The sequence below is a fragment of the Roseicella frigidaeris genome, from assembly GCF_003258945.1.
GTDB lineage: Bacteria > Pseudomonadota > Alphaproteobacteria > Acetobacterales > Acetobacteraceae > Paracraurococcus > Paracraurococcus frigidaeris.
In genome coordinates this window covers 159,796-178,320 of the sequence record NZ_QLIX01000008.1, presented here as the reverse complement: position 1 = coordinate 178,320, position 18,525 = coordinate 159,796, and the positions used below count along the sequence as shown (strand labels likewise).

Sequence of the window (18,525 nt, the reverse complement as noted above, 5' to 3'; positions counted from 1 at the left end):
GGCCGATGGAGGACCCATCCCGCCCCGCCCATCGCATCCCGGCGCCGCAGGACCCGCCCCGGCGGGATCCGGCGCGGCCCGACCCCGAGGCCCTGCTGGCGCTTGCGGCGCAGGAGGGGCGCGGCCGGCTGAAGGTCTTCCTCGGCGCCGCCCCCGGCGTCGGCAAGACCTTCGAGATGCTGCTCCAGGCGCGCCGCCGGCAGCTCGGCGGCGCCGATCTCGTGGTCGGCCTGGTCGAGACGCATGGCCGGGCCGAGACCGCCGCCCAGCTATCCGGGCTCGAGCTGCTGCCGCGGCTCGGCAGCGTCTATCGCGGCCAGAGCCTGGCCGAGTTCGATCTCGACGCCGCCCTGGCGCGCCGGCCGCAGATCCTGCTGCTGGACGAGCTGGCGCACAGCAACCTGCCCGGCAGCCGCCACCCCAAGCGCTGGATGGATGTGGAGGAGCTGCGGCGGGCCGGCATCGAGGTCTGGACCACCATGAATGTCCAGCATCTGGAAAGCCTCTCGGACGCCGTCGCCCGCATCACCGGGGTGCGGGTGGCCGAGACGGTGCCGGACCGGGTGCTGGCCGAGGCCGATGCGGTGGAGCTGATCGACATCCCGCCCGCCGAGCTGCTGGAGCGGATGCGCCAGGGCCGCATCTACCCGCCGGAGCAGGCGCGGCGGGCGCTGCAGGGCTTCTTCCGCGCGGGCAACCTGGCGGCGCTGCGCGAGCTGGCGCTGCGGCGGACCGCCGAGCGGGTGGATGCCGAGATCAGCGACTACATGCGCGCCAAGGCGATCGCCGGCCCCTGGCCGGCGGGCGAGCGGGTGCTGGCGCTGCTCGGCGGCGATGCGGCGGGGGAGACGGTGCTGCGCCAGGCCCGGCGCATCGCCGACGCGCTGCGCGCGCCGCTGCTGGCGCTGCATGTCGAGCGGCCGGGCGGCGCCGCCGGCGACCCGGCGGCCGCGCTACGGCTGGCCGAGGCGCTGGGCGCGGCGGTGGAGACGGCGGTGGCGACCGATCTGCCGGGCGCCATCCTGGCGCATGCCCGGGCCCGCAATGCCAGCCATCTCGTGCTCGGCCGCGGCCGGCCCTCGCCCTGGCGGCGGCTGTTCCGGCGCAGCCTGGCCGGGGCGCTGCTGCGGCAGGCGACGGATTTCTCGCTGCACCTGGTCCCCGACCCGGCCCTGCCGGCGCGGCCGGCGCGGGCGCGGCCGGCGCTGCCCGGCTGGCTGCGCTGGCTGGCGGTGCCGGCCTGCACCGGGCTGGCCACCGCGGTCGGCCTGGCGACGGATGGCGTGGTGCCGGAGGGCGCGCTCGGCATGGTCTATCTCGCCGCCATCGTCGCCGCGGCGGTCGCCGCCGGCCCGGCGCCGGCGGCGCTGGCGGCGCTGCTCTCCTTCCTCTGCTGGAATTTCCTGTTCCTGCCGCCGCGCTACGAGCTGGCCATCGCCAGCGCCCAGGATGTCGTCGGCGTCGTCGTCTTCAGCCTGGTGGCGGCGCTGCTGGTCGGCACCACCGGCGGCCTCGGCCGCTCCGTCCGCGCCGCCCGGGCGCGGCTGTTCAGCCTGCGCCGGCTGGTCGAGTTCTCCCGCCGCCTCGGCGCCCCCGGCACCAGCGGCGATCTCGTCCTCGCCATCGCCGAGGAGGCGGCGCGCATCACCGGCCAGCCGGCCTGCGTGCTGCGGCCGCTGCCGGATGCCCCGGCCGGGACGGAGCCGGAGCTGGTGCTGCGGGCCGCCGTGCCGGTGGAGGCCGAGCCGGAGGAGGCGGCGCTGGCGGCGGCGCGCTGGGCCTTCGCCCAGGCGCGGCCGGCCGGGCGCGGCACCGACACCCTGCCCGCCCTCGCCTGGCAATTCCGGCCGATGCGCACCGCCCGCGGCCTGGTCGGGCTGGTCGGGCTGCGGCTGCGCGAGGGGGCGGCGCTGGATGCCGAGCGCGACCGCGCCCTCGATGCGCTGCTCGACCAGGCGGCGATCGCCATCGAGCGGGCGGAGCTGATGGAGGAGCGGGCGCGCGGCGCCGCCCGGGCGGAGACGGAGGCGCTGCGGACGGCGCTGCTGACCTCGCTCGGGCATGATCTCCGCACCCCGCTCACCGCCATCCGCGGCGCCGCCGAGACGCTGCGCGACAGCGGCGCCCGGCTGCCGGAGGCGACCCGCGCCGACCTGCTGGCGACCGTGATCGAGGAGGCGGGGCGGATGGGCCGCTTCCTCTCCAACATCCTCGACATGGTGCGGGTCGAGGCCGGGGCGATCACGCCGCGGCGCGAGCGCGTCGATCCCGCCGAGGCGCTGGAGACCGCGATCGCCCGCGCCGAGGCGGGGTCCGGCCGGCGCATCGGCCGCGACTGGCCGGAGCGGCTGCCGCACCCCCTCCTCGACCCCGCGCTGCTCGACCAGGTGCTGGCCAACCTGCTGGACAACGCGCTGAAATTCTCCGGCCCCGAGGGCCGGGTGCGGGCCGGGGCGCGGCGCGAGGGGGCGGAGCTGGCGATCTTCGTCGAGGATGACGGGCCCGGCATCCCGCCGGCCGACCTGCCGCGCATCTTCGACCCCTTCTTCCGGACCGGGCGGACCGACCGGGTCGCCGCCGGGTCCGGTCTCGGCCTCGCCATCTGCCGCGGCCTGGTCGGCGCCATGGGCGGGCGGATCGCCGCCGAGAGCCCGTTGCGGGAGGCCCCCCCGGGCCATGGACAAGGCGCGCGGATGACGCTGCGCTTCCCGGCATGAGCCCGCCCCGCATCCTCGTCATCGATGACGAGCCGCAAATCCACCGCTTCCTCGGCCCGGCGCTGGAGGCGGCCGGCTATGCGCCGCTGCGCGCCGGCACCGCCGCCGAGGGGCTGCGGCTGGCCGCCGCCCAGGCGCCGGCGGCCATCCTCCTCGATCTCGGCCTGCCGGACCAGGACGGCCAGGCGGTGATCCCCCGTCTGCGCGCCTTCTCCCCGGCGCCGATCCTCGTCCTCTCGGCCCGCGACCAGGAGGCGGAGAAGGTCGCGGCGCTGGATGCCGGGGCGGAGGACTATGTCGAGAAGCCCTTCGCCCTCGCCGAGCTGCTGGCGCGCATCCGGGTGGCGCTGCGCCGCGCCGCGAAGGAGGCGGCCCCCGCGCCCGCGCTGCTGCAGGTCGGCCCGCTGCGCATCGACCTCGCCGCCCGCAGCGCCCGGCTCGAGGGCGAGGCGGAGCCGCTGCGGCTGACGCCGCGCGAATGGGCCCTGCTCACCGCCCTGGCGCGGGCGCCGGGGCGCGTGCTGACGCAGCGCCAGCTCCTCGCCTCCGTCTGGGGCCCGGCGCATGCCGAGGACGCGCAGTATCTCCGCGTCTATATCGGCCATCTGCGGCAGAAGCTCGGCCCCGCCGCGGCGCTGCTCCGCACCGAGCCCGGGGTGGGCTACCGCTTCGGCGAGGCCGGCGGCTGACGGGTCGCGCCCGGCGGGGCGTCCCTCGTTGGAATTACAACGAAATCTTCTCCTTCGCCGGGACAGGCCGGCCTGTAAGGTCGGCGCCCCGAAGGAGACGACACGCATGCCTGGACCGCAGGCCGACCCCGACCGCCGCTGGCTCGACCTCGAGCTCGAGGATGATTTCGACGAGGAGCTGGAGCAGGAGATCGACGACAGCCGGATTCCCGCCGCGCTCCAGGAGCTGCGGCAGGTCCGCAAGCGCAGCAGCATCACGCGCGAGACCTATTTCCGCGAGCTGCTGCGCCTCCAGGCCGAGCTGGTGAAGCTGCAGGACTGGGTGGTCTATCGCGGCCTGAAGGTGGTGGTCCTGTTCGAGGGCCGGGACAGCGCCGGCAAGGGCGGCGTCATCAAGCGCATCACCCAGCGGGTCAACCCGCGCGTCTGCCGGGTGGTCGCGCTGCCCGCCCCGTCCGACCGCGAGCGGACGCAATGGTATTTCCAGCGCTACGTCGCCCACCTGCCGGCGGCGGGGGAGATCGTCCTGTTCGACCGCAGCTGGTACAACCGCGCGGGGGTGGAGAGCGTCATGGGCTTCGCCTCGGAGGCGGAGGTCGAGGATTTCTTCCGCGACGTGCCGGAATTCGAGCGCATGCTGGTCCGGTCCGGCATCGTCCTCGTGAAGTACTGGTTCTCCATCACGGACGAGGAGCAGCAGCTTCGCTTCCTGATGCGCATCCACGACCCGATCAAGCAGTGGAAGCTGTCGCCCATGGACCTCCAGTCGCGCGTGCGCTGGGAGCAGTACACCCGGGCGAAGGAGGCGATGTTCGAGCGGACGAACATCAAGGAGGCGCCCTGGTACATCGTCGAGGGGAACGACAAGAAGCGCGCGCGCCTGAACTGCATATCGCATCTCCTGACGCTGATTCCCTACGAGACGGTGCCGCAGCAGCCGATCACCCTGCCCGAGCGCGTCTTCGATCCGAATTACGAGCGGCGGACCCTGCCGGCGGAGCTGTACGTCCCCGAGCGGTACTGAGTCCCACCGGCCGGGATGACCCGCCGCACGGCGCCGCCCTGCCGATGAGGGACGACCAGGGCCGGCCCCCGCGCCGCGCCGGACGGCCGGGGCGCGGCGGCGGGCGCCCGGCATCCCGCTTGCGCCCCGGGCCGGCACGGGCGGCGATGGCCGCCCTGCTCTGCCTCCTCGGCGTGCCGGAGGCGGCGGCGCAGCGCGGCGTCGCCGGCCCGATCTACGAGCGGAACATCGATGCCCTGATCGAAGGCGCCGAGCAGGGGCTGGCCCGCCTGGAGGAGCTGGGCTGGCTCCTCCGGGGGCAGATGACCACCACGGTGCAGGCGCATCCCGGCTTCCGCTCGCCCTATCGCGGCCCCAACAGCCTGTCCCCGAAGCCGGACAGCACGGCCATGCAGACGATCGACATCGTCCTCGGCCGGCGCCTCTGGCGCGGCGCCGAGGTGATCGCCGTGCCCTCGCCGACCCGCGGCTTCGGCTTCAGCGACAACCGCGGGCTCGGCGCGCTGACCAACACCGAGAGCTTCCATGGCGGCACGAGCAACTGGGACTGGAACGTCACGCGGCTCTTCCTGCGCCAGACCATCGACCTCTCCTACGACGCCACCGGGTCCGACGACGATCCGATGCGCTTCACGGGGCCCCTGGCGCTGGAGCGGATCACGATCACGGCCGGCAAGCTCGCGGTCTGGGATTTCTTCGACAACAACCGCTATGCGCACGAGCCCCGCACGCAATTCCTGAATTACGCCCTGGTCGGGGCCGGCGCCCTGGACTATGCGAGCGACCCGGCCGGCTACACGCATGGCGCGGTGCTGGAATGGGAGAACGGCATCTGGGCCACGCGGCTAGGGGCCTTCCAGATTGCCCGCAACCAGGGCGGGCCGCAGCTCGACGAGCGCATCGGCCGGGGCTGGCAGGTGCTCGGCGAGCTCGACCGCGCCTGGTGGATCGGCCAGCACCCCGGCGCCCTGCGCCTGCTGCTCGGCGCCTCCCGCACCCGCTCGGCGCGGTATGACGACCTGACCCAGGCCCTGCTCGGCGGCGGCGACCCGACGGGCGTCGCCCGGGCCTATCGCACCAAGGCCATGGTCGCGCTGAATTTCGAGCAGCAGCTGAACGACGTGGTCGGTGCCTTCGCGCGCCTGGGCTGGAATGACGGGCACGCGCAGAGCTTCATGTTCACCGAGATGGACTGGTCCGCCTCCGCGGGCCTCTCGATCGGCGGCTGGCGCTGGGGGCGGTATGCCGACACGGTGGGCCTGGCCTTCAACCTCGGCGGGCTGCACGGCCCGCAGCGCCGCTTCCTCGCCGCCGGCGGCACCGGCTTCATCCTCGGCGACGGGCGGCTCGCCTATGCGCCGGAGGTCGCGCTCGAGACCTACTACGATGTCGGGATCGCGCCGGGCCTGACTGCGGCCGTCGATCTGCAATGCATCATCAACCCGGGCTACAACAGCGACCGGGGGCCGGTGCCTGTCGCCACCCTGCGCCTGCGGGCCGCGTTCTGACGCAGGCCGGCCGATGCCGCCGGATCGGCGGGGCGCGGCCGGCCGCCGCCGCTCAGCGCTGCGTCGTGGCGACGGCGACGAAATTCGCCATCGAGTCCTCCGCGACGCGGAACCACTGCGTCTGCTCGATGCGATGCTTGTTCCAATGCTCCCACACCTTGCGGAAGCGCGGATTCTGGTCCCCCAACTCGCCGTAGAGCTCCTTTGACGCCTTGTAGGCCGCGCCCATGATCTCGCGCGAATAGGGCCGGAGCTGCGTCCCGGTGGCGATGAGCCGTCGCATCGCCGGCGGCGCCAGCTCGTCGAAGCGCGCCATGGACCAGTGCCAGCACTCCGCGCCCGCCGTCTCCATCACCTGCTTGTACTGCGCCGGCAGCGCGTCCCAGGCCTTCGCATTGACCATGATGTCGGCCGAGGGCGCCCACTCCCACCAGCCGGGGTAGTAGTAGAATTTGGCGATGCGGTTGAAGCCGAGCTTCTCGTCGTCATAGGGGCCGATATACTCGGCGGCGTCGATCACCCCGCGCTCCAGCGCCGGGTAGATGTCGCCGGGCGCCAATTGCTGGGCGATGACGCCGAGCTTGCCCATGACCAGCCCGGCGAGGCCGGCGATCCGCATCTTGATGCCCTTCATCTCCTCCTGCGTGCGCACCTCGCGGCGGAACCAGCCGCCCATCTGCGCGCCCGTGTTGTTCGCCGGGATCGCATGCACGCCCTGGTCGCGGTAGACGTCGCGCATGATCTCGCGCCCGCCGCCCTCGTAGAGCCAGGACCAGGTCTGCCGGCTGCTCAAGCCGAACGGGACCGCGGTGCCGAAGGCGAGGGTCGGATCCTTGCCGTAGTAGAAGGTGGCGGGCGTGAAGCCGCATTCGACCGAGCCCTGCCCGATCGCATCCATCACCTGCAGCCCCGGGACGATCTCGCCCGGGCCGAAGGGGACGAGTTGGAAGGCGCCATCCGTCATCTCGCTGACGCGGCGGCAGAACAGCTCGTGGCAGGCCCATTGCGTGTCCACGGATTTCGGGTAGCTGCCAGGGCAGCGCCAGCGGAGCCGAGGCTGCGCGGAGGCCAATCGGGGCGCCGCCAGCGCGGCCGCGCCAGCGGCTCCGCCAGCCATGAGGTGGCGTCGGTCCATGGCCTGCTTTCCTCCCTGCGTGCTTTGACGCTTGCGGGAAGCTTGCTCGATCGGCCCGGCCCGCCGCAACAGAATTGCAAGCGCGGCGCCCCGGGGGACCGGAACCGGTCCTCCGGGCGCGGGCCAGGCCGAGGCCGCCCTAGTCGTTGGCCCGCCGCAGGGCCTCGCACACGGCGTCCGTGACCTGCCGGGTCGTGGCCTTGCCGCCAAGATCCGGGGTGTGCAGCGCGGGATCCGCCGTCACGCGCTCCACCGCCCGCATCAGCCGGTCGGCCGCCGGCTTCTCGCCCAGATGCTCCAGCATCATCGCCGCGGTCCAGAAGGTCGCGACCGGGTTGGCGATGCCCTTGCCGGTGATGTCGAAGGCCGAGCCGTGGATCGGCTCGAACATCGATGGCGCGTCACGCTCGGGGTTGATGTTCGCGGTCGGCGCGATGCCCAGCGAGCCGGCCAGCGCCGCCGCCAGGTCGGACAGGATGTCGGCATGCAGGTTGGTGGCGACGATGGTGTCGAGCGTCTGCGGCTTCATGACCATGCGCATGGTCATGGCGTCCACCAGCATCTTGTCCCAGGTCACGTCCGGGAATTCCTGCGCGACCTCGGCGGCGATCTCGTCCCACATCACCATGGCATGGCGCTGGGCGTTGCTCTTGGTCACCACCGTCAGCAGCTTGCGCGGCCGGGATTGCGCCAGCCGGAAGGCGTAGCGGATGATGCGCTGCACCCCGGCCCGCGTCATGACGGAGACATCCTGCGCTACCTCGATCGGCAGGCCCTTGTGCACGCGGCCGCCGACGCCGGAATACTCGCCCTCCGAATTCTCGCGCACGATCACCCAGTCCAGCTCCGGGCCGGAGACGTGGCGCAGCGGGCTGGTGATGCCGGGCAGGATGCGGGTCGGGCGCACATTGGCATACTGGTCGAGCGGCTGGCAGATCGACAGGCGCAGGCCCCACAGGGTGATGTGGTCGGGGATGTCCGGCGCGCCGACGGCGCCGAACAGAATGGCGTCGAATTGGCGGAGCTGCTCGGCACCGTCCGCCGGCATCATGACGCCATGCGTCCTGTAGTAGTCCGAGCCCCAGTCGAAATCCTGGACGTCCAGCGTGAACCCGCCATCGCGCTCGGCGCAGGTCTTCAGGACCTGGACGCCGGCCTCGACCACCTCCGGCCCGATGCCGTCGCCGCCCATGGCGGCAATCTTGTAGCTGCGCATCTGTTTCTCCTGCTTGGCGCCGGATGCCGCGACGCCTGCCCCCTCGAGCGGCGGCGGTCCGCCGGGGCCCTGATGGGCTGCATTCCGAACAGGCGCAACACCGCGTCCGCCGGCTGTCCCGGGCGGCGACATCGCCCGCTTGGGGCGGGCGCTCCACCCGGGCCGCCAGGGGTGCAGGCGGCTGCCTGCCGGCTGATCGGGAGCCGCTCTAGGTCGCCGTGGCCGGGCAGCCGCTCTTCTCCGCCGGCAGGAACAGCGCCTCGCCGGGGATGGTCTCGAGGATCCGGTACAGGTCGGCCGGCGACCGGGAGGCGCCAGGCGCCTTCACCTCGGCGAGATAGAGGTCCGTCACCACGCGGCCATTCGACTGGATGCGCGGGTTGCTCAGCATGCCGTCCGTGAAGGGCAGCTCCCGCATCTTCTGATTGACGATCGCAGCATCGTCCGAGGCAGCGGCCTCCACCGCCTGCAGGTAATGCAGGGTCGAGATGTATCCCAAGGCGTGGCCCATATCGGGGACGACGTTGCCGTTGCGGGCCAGCATCCGTCGGCTAAAGGCGCGGGTCGCGTCGTTGAGGTCCCAGTACCAGTTCACCGCGAAGCGGAGCCCCTGCGCCGTCTCGAGCCCCATCGCCACGACGTTGTTCACGAAGACCAGCATCGCGGTCACGCTCTTGATGCCATACTCCTTCGCCTGCTTGACCGAATTGACGAGGTCGGGCCCGGCATTGGCGAGCGCGATGACATTCGCGCCCGATGCCCGCGCCTGGAGCAGCGGCGCGGACATGTCGGCGGTGGCGAGGGGGTGCCGCACCTGCCCGATGACGGCGCCGCCCGCGGCCTGCACGGCCCGGGTCGCGTCCGCGGCGAGGTCGTGCCCGAAGGCGTAGTCGACGACGATGAGGAACCACTTGTTGCCGCCGGACTTCACGATCGTCTCGGCGATGGCGCCCGCCAGTTCGCCTGTCGAGACCGCCCATTGGGTGCCATAGGGCGAGCAGGCGCGGCCCGAGAACGACGCCGCGTAATTGCCGGTGACGAGCGTGGTGACCTTGCGCTCGCGGGCGAAATTCTGCACGGCAAGGCCGACCGCGCTGGAGCCGCCGAGCATCAGGGCGGATGCGCCCCGCTGGTCGACGAGCTGGCGTGCGAGGCTCGATCCGACATCCGGCTTGGTCTGGTGGTCGACGGCGACGACCTCGACGGGCCGTCCGAGCACCTTGCCGCCGAAATCCTCGACCGCCATCCGGGCCGCAAGCACCGTGTTCGGACCGCCATTGCCGGAATAGGTCCCCGACAGATCCTCGACGATCCCGATGCGGAACGGCTGCTGTTGCGCCTGCGCGATCGATGCGGCACCGAGGCCGGGCAGGCCGGCCATGATCTTCAGGAAGCGCGCACGCGAAAGCCTTGCCGCCATGGACCGTCTCCGTCTCCCCAGGGCCCCGGTGGGGCCGGTCTTGGGCGCAACCGCCTGACGCTTTCGCCTCGTTCCATTCGTTGCTTATCCCCGGCCCGTCTGGCGAGTGAAATTTTTGGCCCTTGCGCCGGATGGCGCGGCCCTGCCGACGTCCTGGCGCGCAGCCTCGGCTGCGACCTCGCAGGGGTGCCGCCGCGTCAGGATGCGCCGCATCCCGCATCGAGGGGGACCGACGCCTGGCATCCACCAAACACTTCCAGGCTCCGAGAATGGCGCGGGTCCGTACCGTTGGGATTGGAAATCAACATGGGGGCTGTCTCCGATCGAGATTGACCGGGAAGCCGGATCTGCCGACCGTGCCATCCTCGCGGGGGCCTGACCCCGGACGCCGTCCGCCCGGCGCGAAACCCCGGCGACGGCCACGGACGGCGAGGCCAAGCGGGTCGCCGGGACGATGGCCAACAGCGTGGAGGAGCGGCCGGTGATCACCAATTTCTACATGCCGACCCGTATCGTCGCCGGGCCGGGCGCGCTGGCGACCATCGGGACCCTGGCGCGCGAGTTGCGGATGTCGCGGGTCCTGGTCGTGTCCGATCCCGTCATCTCCCGCCAGCCCTTCCATGCCGAAGCGCTCGCCGCGCTGACGGAGGCGGGGATCCCGGTGTCGCGCTTCGACGAATGCGGCATCGATGCCCGCTGCTCGCATATCGACGACCAGGGCGGGCGCGTCCGCCGCGAGGGGATCGACGGCGTCGTCTGCATCGGCGGCGGCTCGGTGATGTGCACCGGCAAGGGCATCGCCATCGTGGCCACGAACGAGAAGCCGATGCGCGACTGCACCGGCGTCGGCAGCTTCGATCGCAAGGCCTTGCCGATGATCATGGTGCCGACGACCGCCGGCTCGGGATCGGAGGTTTCGCAGTGGACCATCGTCAAGGACGAGCAGCGTCACCTGAAGCTGCTCGGTGGCGGCCCCCTGAGCTTCCCGGACGCGGCCATCCTGGATCCCGTGACGCTGCGGTCGCTGCCGATGAAGGTCGCCGCGCTGCCGGCCGTCGATGCGCTGACCCATGGCGTCGAGGCCTATATGAGCGGGATCGCCTCGCCGCTCACCGATGCCGTGGCGCTCGCCGCCGTCCGGCTGCAATACGGCTCCCTCCGCGCCTCCATCAACTCGAACGACGAGCGCGCGCGGGCGGATAACCTCGTCGCGTCCTGCATGGCGAACATAGCCTGCGGCAATGCCCGGCTCGGCCATGGCCATGCGCTCTCGCTGCCGCTGGAGGGCCATCTCGACCTGCCGCATCCCTATGGCGTCGGCGTGCTGCTGCCGCATGTGACCGCCTTCAACCTCGCCGTCCTGCCGGAGAAGGTGAAGCCGCTCGCCGAGGCGCTGGAGGTCGAGACCGCGGGCCTCAGCCGCGCCGAGATGATCGAGGCCTGCGCCGCCAGCATCCGGTCGCTCTACGCCGATATCGCCTTCCCCGATCGATTCACGCCGGAGCAATTGCCGCGGCAACGCGTGCGCGAGATGGCGGAACGCGCCGTCCCGGGCCTCTATGCCGGCATCGCGGCGGAGGGCTTCGACATCGCCTCCGTCACCGATGACACGGTGATCGCCTGTCCATCGGCCCGCAAGATGACGGTGCGGCAGGCCGAGCGCATGTTCGAGAGCTGCCTGGCCTGAACCGGGGGAGCGCGCCGATGCGGATCCTCGGCAACACCGCCTCGCCCCATGCCCGCATCGCCCCGAATCCGGCCGCGCGCATGCCCGCGCTGGAGACGGAGGCGGGGCTGTCGACCACCAAGAACCGGCGATGACCGGTCGGGAGGTTTCGCAATGCCTGCGCCCGTCATCCTGCATCAGTACGATTTCTCGCCGTTCAGCGAGAAGGTCCGGCTGGCCTTCGGCCTGAAGGGCATGGAATGGCACGCGGTGGACGTGCCGATCGCCATGCCCAAGCCGGATCTCATGCCGCTCACCAACGGCTATCGCCGCGCCCCGGTGATGCAGATCGGCGCCGATATGTACTGCGACACCCTGCTCATCCTGCGCGAGATCGAGCGGCGGCAGCCGGCGCCGAGCCTCTATCCGGACGGCCAGCAGGGCCTCGCCCATGCGCTGAGTTACTGGGTGGAGAGGACCACCTTCGTGCCGGCCGCGGCGCTGGCGACGAGCGTGATCGGCGACCAATTGCCGGCCGAGTTCATCGAGGAGCGCAAGGCCTTCATGAACCATGACTTCAGCAAGGAGGCCTCGCTGCGGGAGCGGCCGCTCAACCTGCAGAGGTTGCACGCCCATCTGTCCTGGCTCGGCCAGATGCTCGAGGGCGGGCGCCCCTTCCTGCTCGGCGACCGGCCTTCGGCCGCCGACCTGTCCGCCTATCACACCCTCTGGTTCGCGCGAAAGAATGGCGGCCCGACCGTCGAGGCGGCGCTGCCCCTCGGGCCGCTGCTCCGCTGGATGGATCGCGTGGCCGCGCTCGGCCACGGCACGCGCCACGATATGCCGGCCGGGGAGGCGCTGGCGGTGGCCAAGGCGAGCGAGCCGGACCTGCGTGGCATGGCGGGGGACGAGGATCCGTCCGGCCTGCGGGCGGGCCAGGCGGTGCGCGTCAGCGCCGACGACCGGGGGCGCGATCCGGTGCGCGGCGTCCTCGTCGGCGCGGATGCGAACGAGGTGGTCATCAGGCACGAGAACGAGCGTGTGGGAGCGGTCCATATCCATTTCCCACGGGCCGGCTTCGACGTGGTCGCGGACTGACGGGATTAGACGCCCGCCGGACGAGGCGAGGGAGAGAGACGATGTCCTTGGACGACAACAAGCAACTCGCCCGGGATTATTTCCGGGCCTTCCTCGCCCGGGACCTTGCCTGGTTCGAGACGCATGTGGAGCCGGGCTTCCGGCGCCACGACCCCGGCCTGCCATTCGAGGTGATCGGGCCGCAGGGCGTGGAGCGCCTCGCCGACGCGCTCCTGCCCGCGATCCCCGATATGCGCCTCGACATCGAGGATATCGTGGCGGAGGGCGAGAAGGTGCTGGTCCGGCTGACGATCCGCGGGACGCACCGGGGTGAGCTGCTGGGCATCATGCCGACCGGCAAGAGTCTGGAGGTCGCCGTGCTGGACCTCTTCCATATTCGCAAGGGCAGGCTCGCCGAGCATTGGGCGCTGCTCGACAATCTTGGGATGCTCAGGCAGCTCGGCGTGACGTCGATATGAATCCGGCGGGACGGCCGAGGCCGCATCCTGGAGCGGAGGTCGCGGGCGGATACGCCATGCTGGCTGGCCGGTTGTGGCCTGGGCCGTACCCAGCCCTGTCGCCGCGCCTCCTGCGGTCATAGTCCCAGGGACACAGGAAGCAACTCGGTCTCCCGATCCAGCCCGTCATTCTTGTCCGGTCACGCCCGCCACGGCAGGGCTGACTATTCATCCGGCCAATTTGAAACAAAAAAAGTTGCATTTCGCGGCAATCTTGATGCACGCTCGTGACGAGACCTGTTGCGGCCTGATGCGTGGCAAGGGACTGGAGCGATGCCTGCACCGGAGACCACCGGTGATGACACCCCGGCCACGGTCGTCTTCACCACCGAGGATCTGCCGCCCAGCCAGCGGCTGGATGCCTGGAATGCCGCCTTCGGCTCGCTGAATACGATCACGGTGCCGGAGACCGGCGAGGCGATCGGCAGTCGCAGCGAGAACCACCGCCTCGACCTTGGATTGGTGCTGGGCGTGACCCAGGTTTCGCCCGCCCGCTTCTCGCGCGACCTGGTGCGGGCCCGGCGGGATTCGCTCGACCACTGGGTGCTGCGCGTGATCCGCCGCGGGGAGAGCCGGCTGCGGCATCCCGGCTTCATCTCCCGCCTGGGGCCCGGCGAGCCGCTGCTGTTCTCCATGCACGAGACCTGGGACGTGGAGTGGACGGAGGCGGAGTGGGTCTCGCTCTGCATCTCGCGCGACCTGCATCCCGAGCTGTCCGCCAGGCTCGGCGCCCTGCCGCGCGGCCGCCTCGGCGGCGTGGGCGCCGGGCTGCTGGCCGATCTGATGCTCGCGCTGCCGCGCCGGCTGGCCGAGGCCTCCGCGGCGGAGATCCCGTCGCTGGCCGAAGCGACGCGCGCCGCCATCACGGCCTTCCTGCATGCCGGCACGTCGCCTTCGTTCTTCGTCGCGGACCTGGCGAAGGAACGGGTGCGCCAGATGGTCCGCAAGCACATCACCTCGGCACGGCTGACGCCTGCCCGGCTCGCCGCCGCCGCCGGCCTGTCGCGTTCCGCGCTCTACCGGTTGTTCGAGGCGGAGGGTGGAGTCGCGGCCTATATCCGGGACATGAGGCTGGCCCTGGTGCATTCGGCGCTGCGCGACCCGGCCAGCGCAGGCCTCAGCATCGCCGAGCTCGCCGCGGCGCACGGCTTCCCCGAGCCCTCGGCCTTCTCGCGCGCCTTCCGCCAGGTCTATGGCGCGACGCCGGGCGAGGTGCGCGCCTCCGGGTTGCCGGGCCCGGCGCCGCCGCCCCGGCGCGCCACGTCGCTGGTGGCGCCTCCCGCCAATTCGGTCGGCGACTTTGCCGCATTGCTGTACGGAACGCCGGGCCGCCGCGGCGACGGGCGGCCGCTCGGGTAGCGCAGGATTCGCCCGGCGCGGAGGGCGTTGCGCGGCGGCAGCCGCCACGTTGCCTCCGGGGCCGGTGAGCCGCGCGGCACCGATGCCGCGCGCTGCCGCCATGGGCCCGATGACCGCCAGCCCTGCGGTCCCGGGCCGTCGCGTCAGGCCTTCGGCTTGGCCGAATAGGCGCCGCCGGCCGCCCGCACCTCGGCCGCCGTCTTCGCGGCGCGCAGCCGCGCCAGATGCTCGGCCTCGCCGGCCAGCATCTTCTCGGCATTCTCCAGCACCTGCGCGGCCCGATCCGCGGGAAACTTCACCGCGCCATTCTCGTCCATGTGGATCAGCTCACCCGGCGCGACATCCATGCCGCCGACCGAGACCGGCACGTTCACCGCCTGCACCGCCATCTCGCCATGCCCGGCCGTGACGCCGCCGAGCAGCATCTGGAAGCCCAGCTTGCGGACCGCATCCACGTCGCGCGACGGGCCGTTCGACAGCATGCCGATGCAGCCGACCGACAGCATGGAGGTGATCATGATCTCGCCGGCGAGTCCGGCCTTCGCCATCAGCTCCGGCGGCCATTTCTGCTGGATGACCAGGATGGTCGGCTTCGGCATGGCATCGAGCGCGTCGATCACGTCCATGAAGCCGAGGCGTCCGCTGTAGTTCGGGTCGGGCAGGCCGTAGACGCAGGTGACCGCATGGCCGATGACCGGCCCCATCTCCGGATAGAGGCAGCGGATCGAGGTATCGGTGTACCAATTCTCGGTCCACGGATTGTACAGCCCGAGGCAGAGCGGATTCTTCGGGTAGGTCGCCACGACGTTGGTGATGGTTGGCGTGTCGATCTTGCGCAGTCCGGCGAAGATCTTGTCCGTGTCGGTCGCCATGGCGGCGCTCCCCTGGTTAGGCGGGCGCATGGTTGCGGGTTGGGCGCGCCCCGTCCAGGCCCCCTCGCCGCGACCTGGCGCCCGCCGCGCCCTCGGGCCTGGCAGCGCAGACCGGGCCGTGTCCCTGCCCTGCCGCTGGCCGCGGCGGGATCCGCCGGGTCCTCGGGGCGTTGTGGTTCATGGCCTGCGCCAGCGTCGCCTTGCTGCCAGGGGGTGCAGGGAGACGGGGCATCGAAACCCTCTCACTGGCGATGAGGTGACGCGCGCTCTTCCCGATACCTGGGTATCTAGCCTCATGACCGACGACGCTCCCGACCCATCTCCCCTGTCCTCCGCGCGGCGCCAGGCGTTGCAGGATCGCTTCCAGCGGGCCAAGACCATCGCGGCGCAGGCCGCACGGGCGCGGGTCGCGGGCGGCGCGCCAAGCGCCGAGGAGGCAGCGCGGCTCGTGGCCGAATTCCACGCGCAGGGCGGCCAGGTCACCGTTTGCCCCCCCGCGGAGGATGAGCCGACGGAGAAGGGCGCCAAGCGCTAGGCGATGCTTCCGCTCGCACAGGCTCGCGGAGCCTGGTCCAGGCCGTTGTTTGATCGCGTGATTCACGCTTTTCGGTAAGTCCACCTCAAGCGATCACGCTCTGGACCATGAACCGCTCACTCAGGTTCGCGGATCATGGTCCAGGCCGTTGTTTGATCGCGGGATTCACGCTTTTCGGTGCAATCCACCTCAAGCGATCACGCTCTGGAGCCGGGCGTGGTCCAGCCGCCGGCGCGGGACGCGGGCGGCCGCCCTGCCATCGGCGGCTGGCCCCGCAAATCGCTGGATGGGGCATCACAGGATGCGTAACGTCCTGCCGGGGCGGCCAGAGACCGCCGGCAGGGAGGACCGCATCCATGATCGACCAAGCCCAGCGGCGCTGGCGCCGCTTCGGCCGCAGGGCCCTGATGACGGCGGGCGCCGGGCTCGCCATCCCCGGCCTCGCCGGCGCGCAGGGACCGCGCGGCTCCGGAAGCTGGCCCGAGCGGCCGGTCAGCCTCGTCGTCGGCTTCCCGCCCGGAGGGCAGACCGACCTCGCCGCCCGCGTGTTGCAGAATGCGCTGCAGGCCGCGCTGGGCCAGCCGGTGCCGATCGACAACCGCGCCGGCGCCGGCGGCAACATCGCCGTCGAGCAGGTCCTGCGCGCCCGCCCGGACGGGTACACCCTGTCCGTCGGCAATGTCGGCACCTTCGTGCTGAATCCGCACACGATGCCGGGCATGACCTTCGATCCGCTCGACCTCGTGCCCATAGGCTTGATGCTGCAATCGCCGCTGCTGCTGATGGTGCATAGCGGCATCCCCGTCCATACCTTTCCCGAGTGGCTCGCCTGGATGCAGCGGCAGCAGCCGACCGGCATCGATTTCGGCACCACCAGCGCCGGCGGCATAGGCCATGCGACGGCGGAAAAGCTGCGGGCGCGCCTCGGCGGCGACCCGGTCTTCAACATGATCCATTACCGCGGCAGCGGGCCGGCGCTGCAGGACTTCATCGGCGGGCGCTATCAGACGCAATTCGAAGCGCCGTCGCTGGTCCATGGCTTCGTGCAGGAAGGGCGGTTGCGGCCGATCTTCGTCACCTCGCCCACCCGCAACCCGGCCTTTCCGGATGTCCCGACGGCCGAGGAGGCGGGCTTGCCCGGCTTTCACGTGGCGGCCTGGGTCGGCCTGTTCGGGCCGCGCGGCCTGCCGCCGGAGATCGTCCAGCGGGCCAATGCCGCGCTGAACGAGGCCTGCCGGGACCCGGCGCCGCGTCAGCGGCTGGCCGAACGCGGCGACGAGATCGGCGGCGGCACGACCGAGGCCTTCGCCGCGCGCGTGCGGCGCGAGCACGCCGAATGGGGCGCGCTGGTGCGAGAGGCCGGCATCCGCGCCGCCTAGGGCACGTCCCCTGGACACCGGTTCAGGGGACGTGCCCTGGACCATTGTTTTCGGAGCATCTTCACCCGATCGGGTGGACCCGCCCGAAGGGGGTGAGGTTGCCCCGACAACAACACGCTGGAGCATTGGCCGCGACCGCGGGGGAGCGGACAATGCCCGGGTGTTCTGCCCGCGGCCGTCGTGGGTGGATCGACGCGGGCCGTGGGCCGGGCGCCGGCCTCCTGTCCCGGCGACACCCTCCGCCATCAGCCGACCCGCGACGCCCAGATCCGCCAGGCTGCCGGCGCGTTGCCAGGAGCCCAGGGGCAGGCCCCCGGATGGATGGCGATGCCCCGGGCGCAGGACGCCGAGGCGGGATCGCCGGGACCACGGGGCCGGGACGGACGAAGGCTGGAGGAGGCCCCGTGAACCATCCTGTCACGCCGGACGGACGATACATCGTGGTGCGCGGCCGGTTGTGGCGGCGCTCCAACCCGATGCTCGATCCCGCCACGCGGGCCACGCTGACGCGCGAGCTGATGGCGGCGCGTCGGGCCAAGGGCGAGGCGCTGCGGCAGGACGATGCCGCGGCGCGCGAGGCCGCGCGGGCGCGCGTGGAGGCGGCCAAGCGGGCGCTGGGCGAGCGCGGCCCGGTCTGGTGGGCGGATGGCGCGCCCGACTACAACCGCCACATGGTGCACACCACGCCCTACGCGGCCTGGTACGGCGCCCTCCCCGGAGCCGGGCCGGCCGATGCCGCGCCGACGGGTGGCTGATCCTCGGGCGGCATCCCGCGGCTGCGCCAGGCTCCGGCTTCCCCGGCGGCCGGGGATGCGGCCAGGGCCGGCCCCGCCCCAGTCCGCGTCCATGCCTTGAAAGGCGTCGGACGCTCGCCATCTACCATCCACATGGATGGCAAGAGGATGCTCCCGGGATGGCGGACAACGTGCGGGACCTCCAGCCCAGGACCGGCGGCGACACCGAGAAGATCACCATCAACCTCGGCTATGTCGATCTCGGCCATATCGACCTGCTGGTCCAGGACGGCTTCTACTCGAACCGCACGGACTTCATCCGCACCGCGATCCGCAACCAGATCGAGCGGCATGCCGACGCAACCCGGCAATCGGTCGCCCGGAAGAGCCTGGATCTCGGCCTGCGGCATTTCAGCCGCGCCGATCTCGAGGCGGTGCGTGCCGCGGGACAGCGTCTCGACATCCGGGTGCTGGGCCTCGCCAGCATCGCCGCCGATGTCACGCCGGAGCTCGCCCGGGCGACGATCGCCTCGATCTCCGTCCTGGGCGCGCTCCAGGCCAGCGCCGCGGTGAAGGCCGCGCTCGCCGACCGCACCCGCTGACCGCCGCCGCGCGGCGGCACGGCCCCTCTCCGCTTCCACCACCGGCATTCCAGGACGGGATGCCGGACGACCCC

16 protein-coding genes are annotated in these 18,525 nt (G+C 71.9%); 12 read left to right on the top strand and 4 right to left on the bottom strand.

From position 1 onward, the window contains the following. Positions 1–5: 5 nt before the first annotated feature. From DOO78_RS28435 to DOO78_RS13345, 4 genes are all read left to right on the top strand, one after another. Positions 6–2,717: a sensor histidine kinase gene (locus tag DOO78_RS28435; RefSeq protein ID WP_111470283.1), complete on the top strand. Its 2,712-nt coding sequence runs from the start codon at positions 6–8 to the stop codon at positions 2,715–2,717. After that, positions 2,714–3,406 carry a response regulator gene (locus DOO78_RS13355; protein ID WP_111470282.1) on the top strand — a complete coding sequence of 231 codons (693 nt, stop codon included), beginning with the start codon at positions 2,714–2,716 and terminating at the stop codon, positions 3,404–3,406. The genes DOO78_RS28435 and DOO78_RS13355 overlap by 4 nt, the downstream gene beginning before the upstream one ends. A 106-nt stretch (positions 3,407–3,512) precedes the next feature. Further along, the gene (gene ppk2 / locus DOO78_RS13350; RefSeq protein ID WP_111470281.1) at positions 3,513–4,430 is read left to right on the top strand and encodes a polyphosphate kinase 2; all 918 of its coding nucleotides are present in this window, start codon (positions 3,513–3,515) and stop codon (positions 4,428–4,430) included. Between the two features lie 146 nt (positions 4,431–4,576). Next, on the top strand, positions 4,577–5,938 hold the full coding sequence (locus DOO78_RS13345; RefSeq protein WP_111470280.1) for a carbohydrate porin: 1,362 nt from the start codon (positions 4,577–4,579) through the stop codon (positions 5,936–5,938). A 52-nt stretch (positions 5,939–5,990) separates the two neighbouring features. Here DOO78_RS13345 and DOO78_RS13340 read toward each other — a convergent pair whose 3' ends face one another. The 3 genes from DOO78_RS13340 to DOO78_RS13330 all read right to left on the bottom strand — a co-directional run bounded on the left by DOO78_RS13340 (position 5,991) and on the right by DOO78_RS13330 (position 9,709). Continuing rightward, positions 5,991–6,953: a TRAP transporter substrate-binding protein gene (locus tag DOO78_RS13340; protein ID WP_341538236.1), complete on the bottom strand. Its 963-nt coding sequence runs from the start codon at positions 6,951–6,953 to the stop codon at positions 5,991–5,993. Between the two features lie 259 nt (positions 6,954–7,212). Beyond that, positions 7,213–8,289 (bottom strand): tartrate dehydrogenase, encoded by a 1,077-nt coding sequence (locus DOO78_RS13335; RefSeq protein ID WP_111470278.1) that lies wholly within the window; start codon positions 8,287–8,289, stop codon positions 7,213–7,215. A 208-nt stretch (positions 8,290–8,497) separates the two neighbouring features. Continuing rightward, positions 8,498–9,709, bottom strand: a complete 1,212-nt coding sequence (locus tag DOO78_RS13330) for an ABC transporter substrate-binding protein (RefSeq protein ID WP_207802892.1) — start codon at positions 9,707–9,709, stop codon at positions 8,498–8,500. 454 nt (positions 9,710–10,163) lie between these two features. On the opposite strand from DOO78_RS13330, the gene DOO78_RS13325 reads away from it, so the two are divergent. The 4 genes from DOO78_RS13325 to DOO78_RS13310 all read left to right on the top strand — a co-directional run bounded on the left by DOO78_RS13325 (position 10,164) and on the right by DOO78_RS13310 (position 14,329). After that, positions 10,164–11,396 (top strand): iron-containing alcohol dehydrogenase, encoded by a 1,233-nt coding sequence (locus tag DOO78_RS13325; RefSeq protein WP_207802891.1) that lies wholly within the window; start codon positions 10,164–10,166, stop codon positions 11,394–11,396. A gap of 153 nt (positions 11,397–11,549) precedes the next feature. Beyond that, positions 11,550–12,473: a glutathione S-transferase family protein gene (locus DOO78_RS13320; protein ID WP_111470277.1), complete on the top strand. Its 924-nt coding sequence runs from the start codon at positions 11,550–11,552 to the stop codon at positions 12,471–12,473. A 41-nt stretch (positions 12,474–12,514) separates the two neighbouring features. After that, a complete protein-coding gene (locus DOO78_RS13315) occupies positions 12,515–12,931 on the top strand; it encodes an ester cyclase (RefSeq protein ID WP_111470276.1) in 417 nt (138 codons plus the stop codon). A gap of 312 nt (positions 12,932–13,243) precedes the next feature. After that, a complete protein-coding gene (locus tag DOO78_RS13310) occupies positions 13,244–14,329 on the top strand; it encodes a helix-turn-helix domain-containing protein (protein WP_111470275.1) in 1,086 nt (361 codons plus the stop codon). Between the two features lie 143 nt (positions 14,330–14,472). Here the strand turns inward: DOO78_RS13310 and DOO78_RS13305 are convergent, their stop codons facing one another. Then, positions 14,473–15,201: an RraA family protein gene (locus DOO78_RS13305; protein WP_165838876.1), complete on the bottom strand. Its 729-nt coding sequence runs from the start codon at positions 15,199–15,201 to the stop codon at positions 14,473–14,475. 295 nt (positions 15,202–15,496) lie between these two features. Between DOO78_RS13305 and DOO78_RS13300 the strand changes: the two genes are divergently transcribed. From DOO78_RS13300 to DOO78_RS13285, 4 genes are all read left to right on the top strand, one after another. Next, on the top strand, positions 15,497–15,736 hold the full coding sequence (locus tag DOO78_RS13300; RefSeq protein WP_111470273.1) for a hypothetical protein: 240 nt from the start codon (positions 15,497–15,499) through the stop codon (positions 15,734–15,736). A 356-nt stretch (positions 15,737–16,092) separates the two neighbouring features. Further along, positions 16,093–17,115 carry a Bug family tripartite tricarboxylate transporter substrate binding protein gene (locus DOO78_RS13295; protein WP_111470272.1) on the top strand — a complete coding sequence of 341 codons (1,023 nt, stop codon included), beginning with the start codon at positions 16,093–16,095 and terminating at the stop codon, positions 17,113–17,115. 404 nt (positions 17,116–17,519) lie between these two features. Further along, positions 17,520–17,870, top strand: coding sequence for a hypothetical protein (locus tag DOO78_RS13290; protein WP_111470271.1), 351 nt, complete (start codon positions 17,520–17,522; stop codon positions 17,868–17,870). A 158-nt stretch (positions 17,871–18,028) separates the two neighbouring features. Then, positions 18,029–18,451 carry a CopG family transcriptional regulator gene (locus DOO78_RS13285; protein WP_111470270.1) on the top strand — a complete coding sequence of 141 codons (423 nt, stop codon included), beginning with the start codon at positions 18,029–18,031 and terminating at the stop codon, positions 18,449–18,451. Positions 18,452–18,525 lie beyond the last annotated feature (74 nt).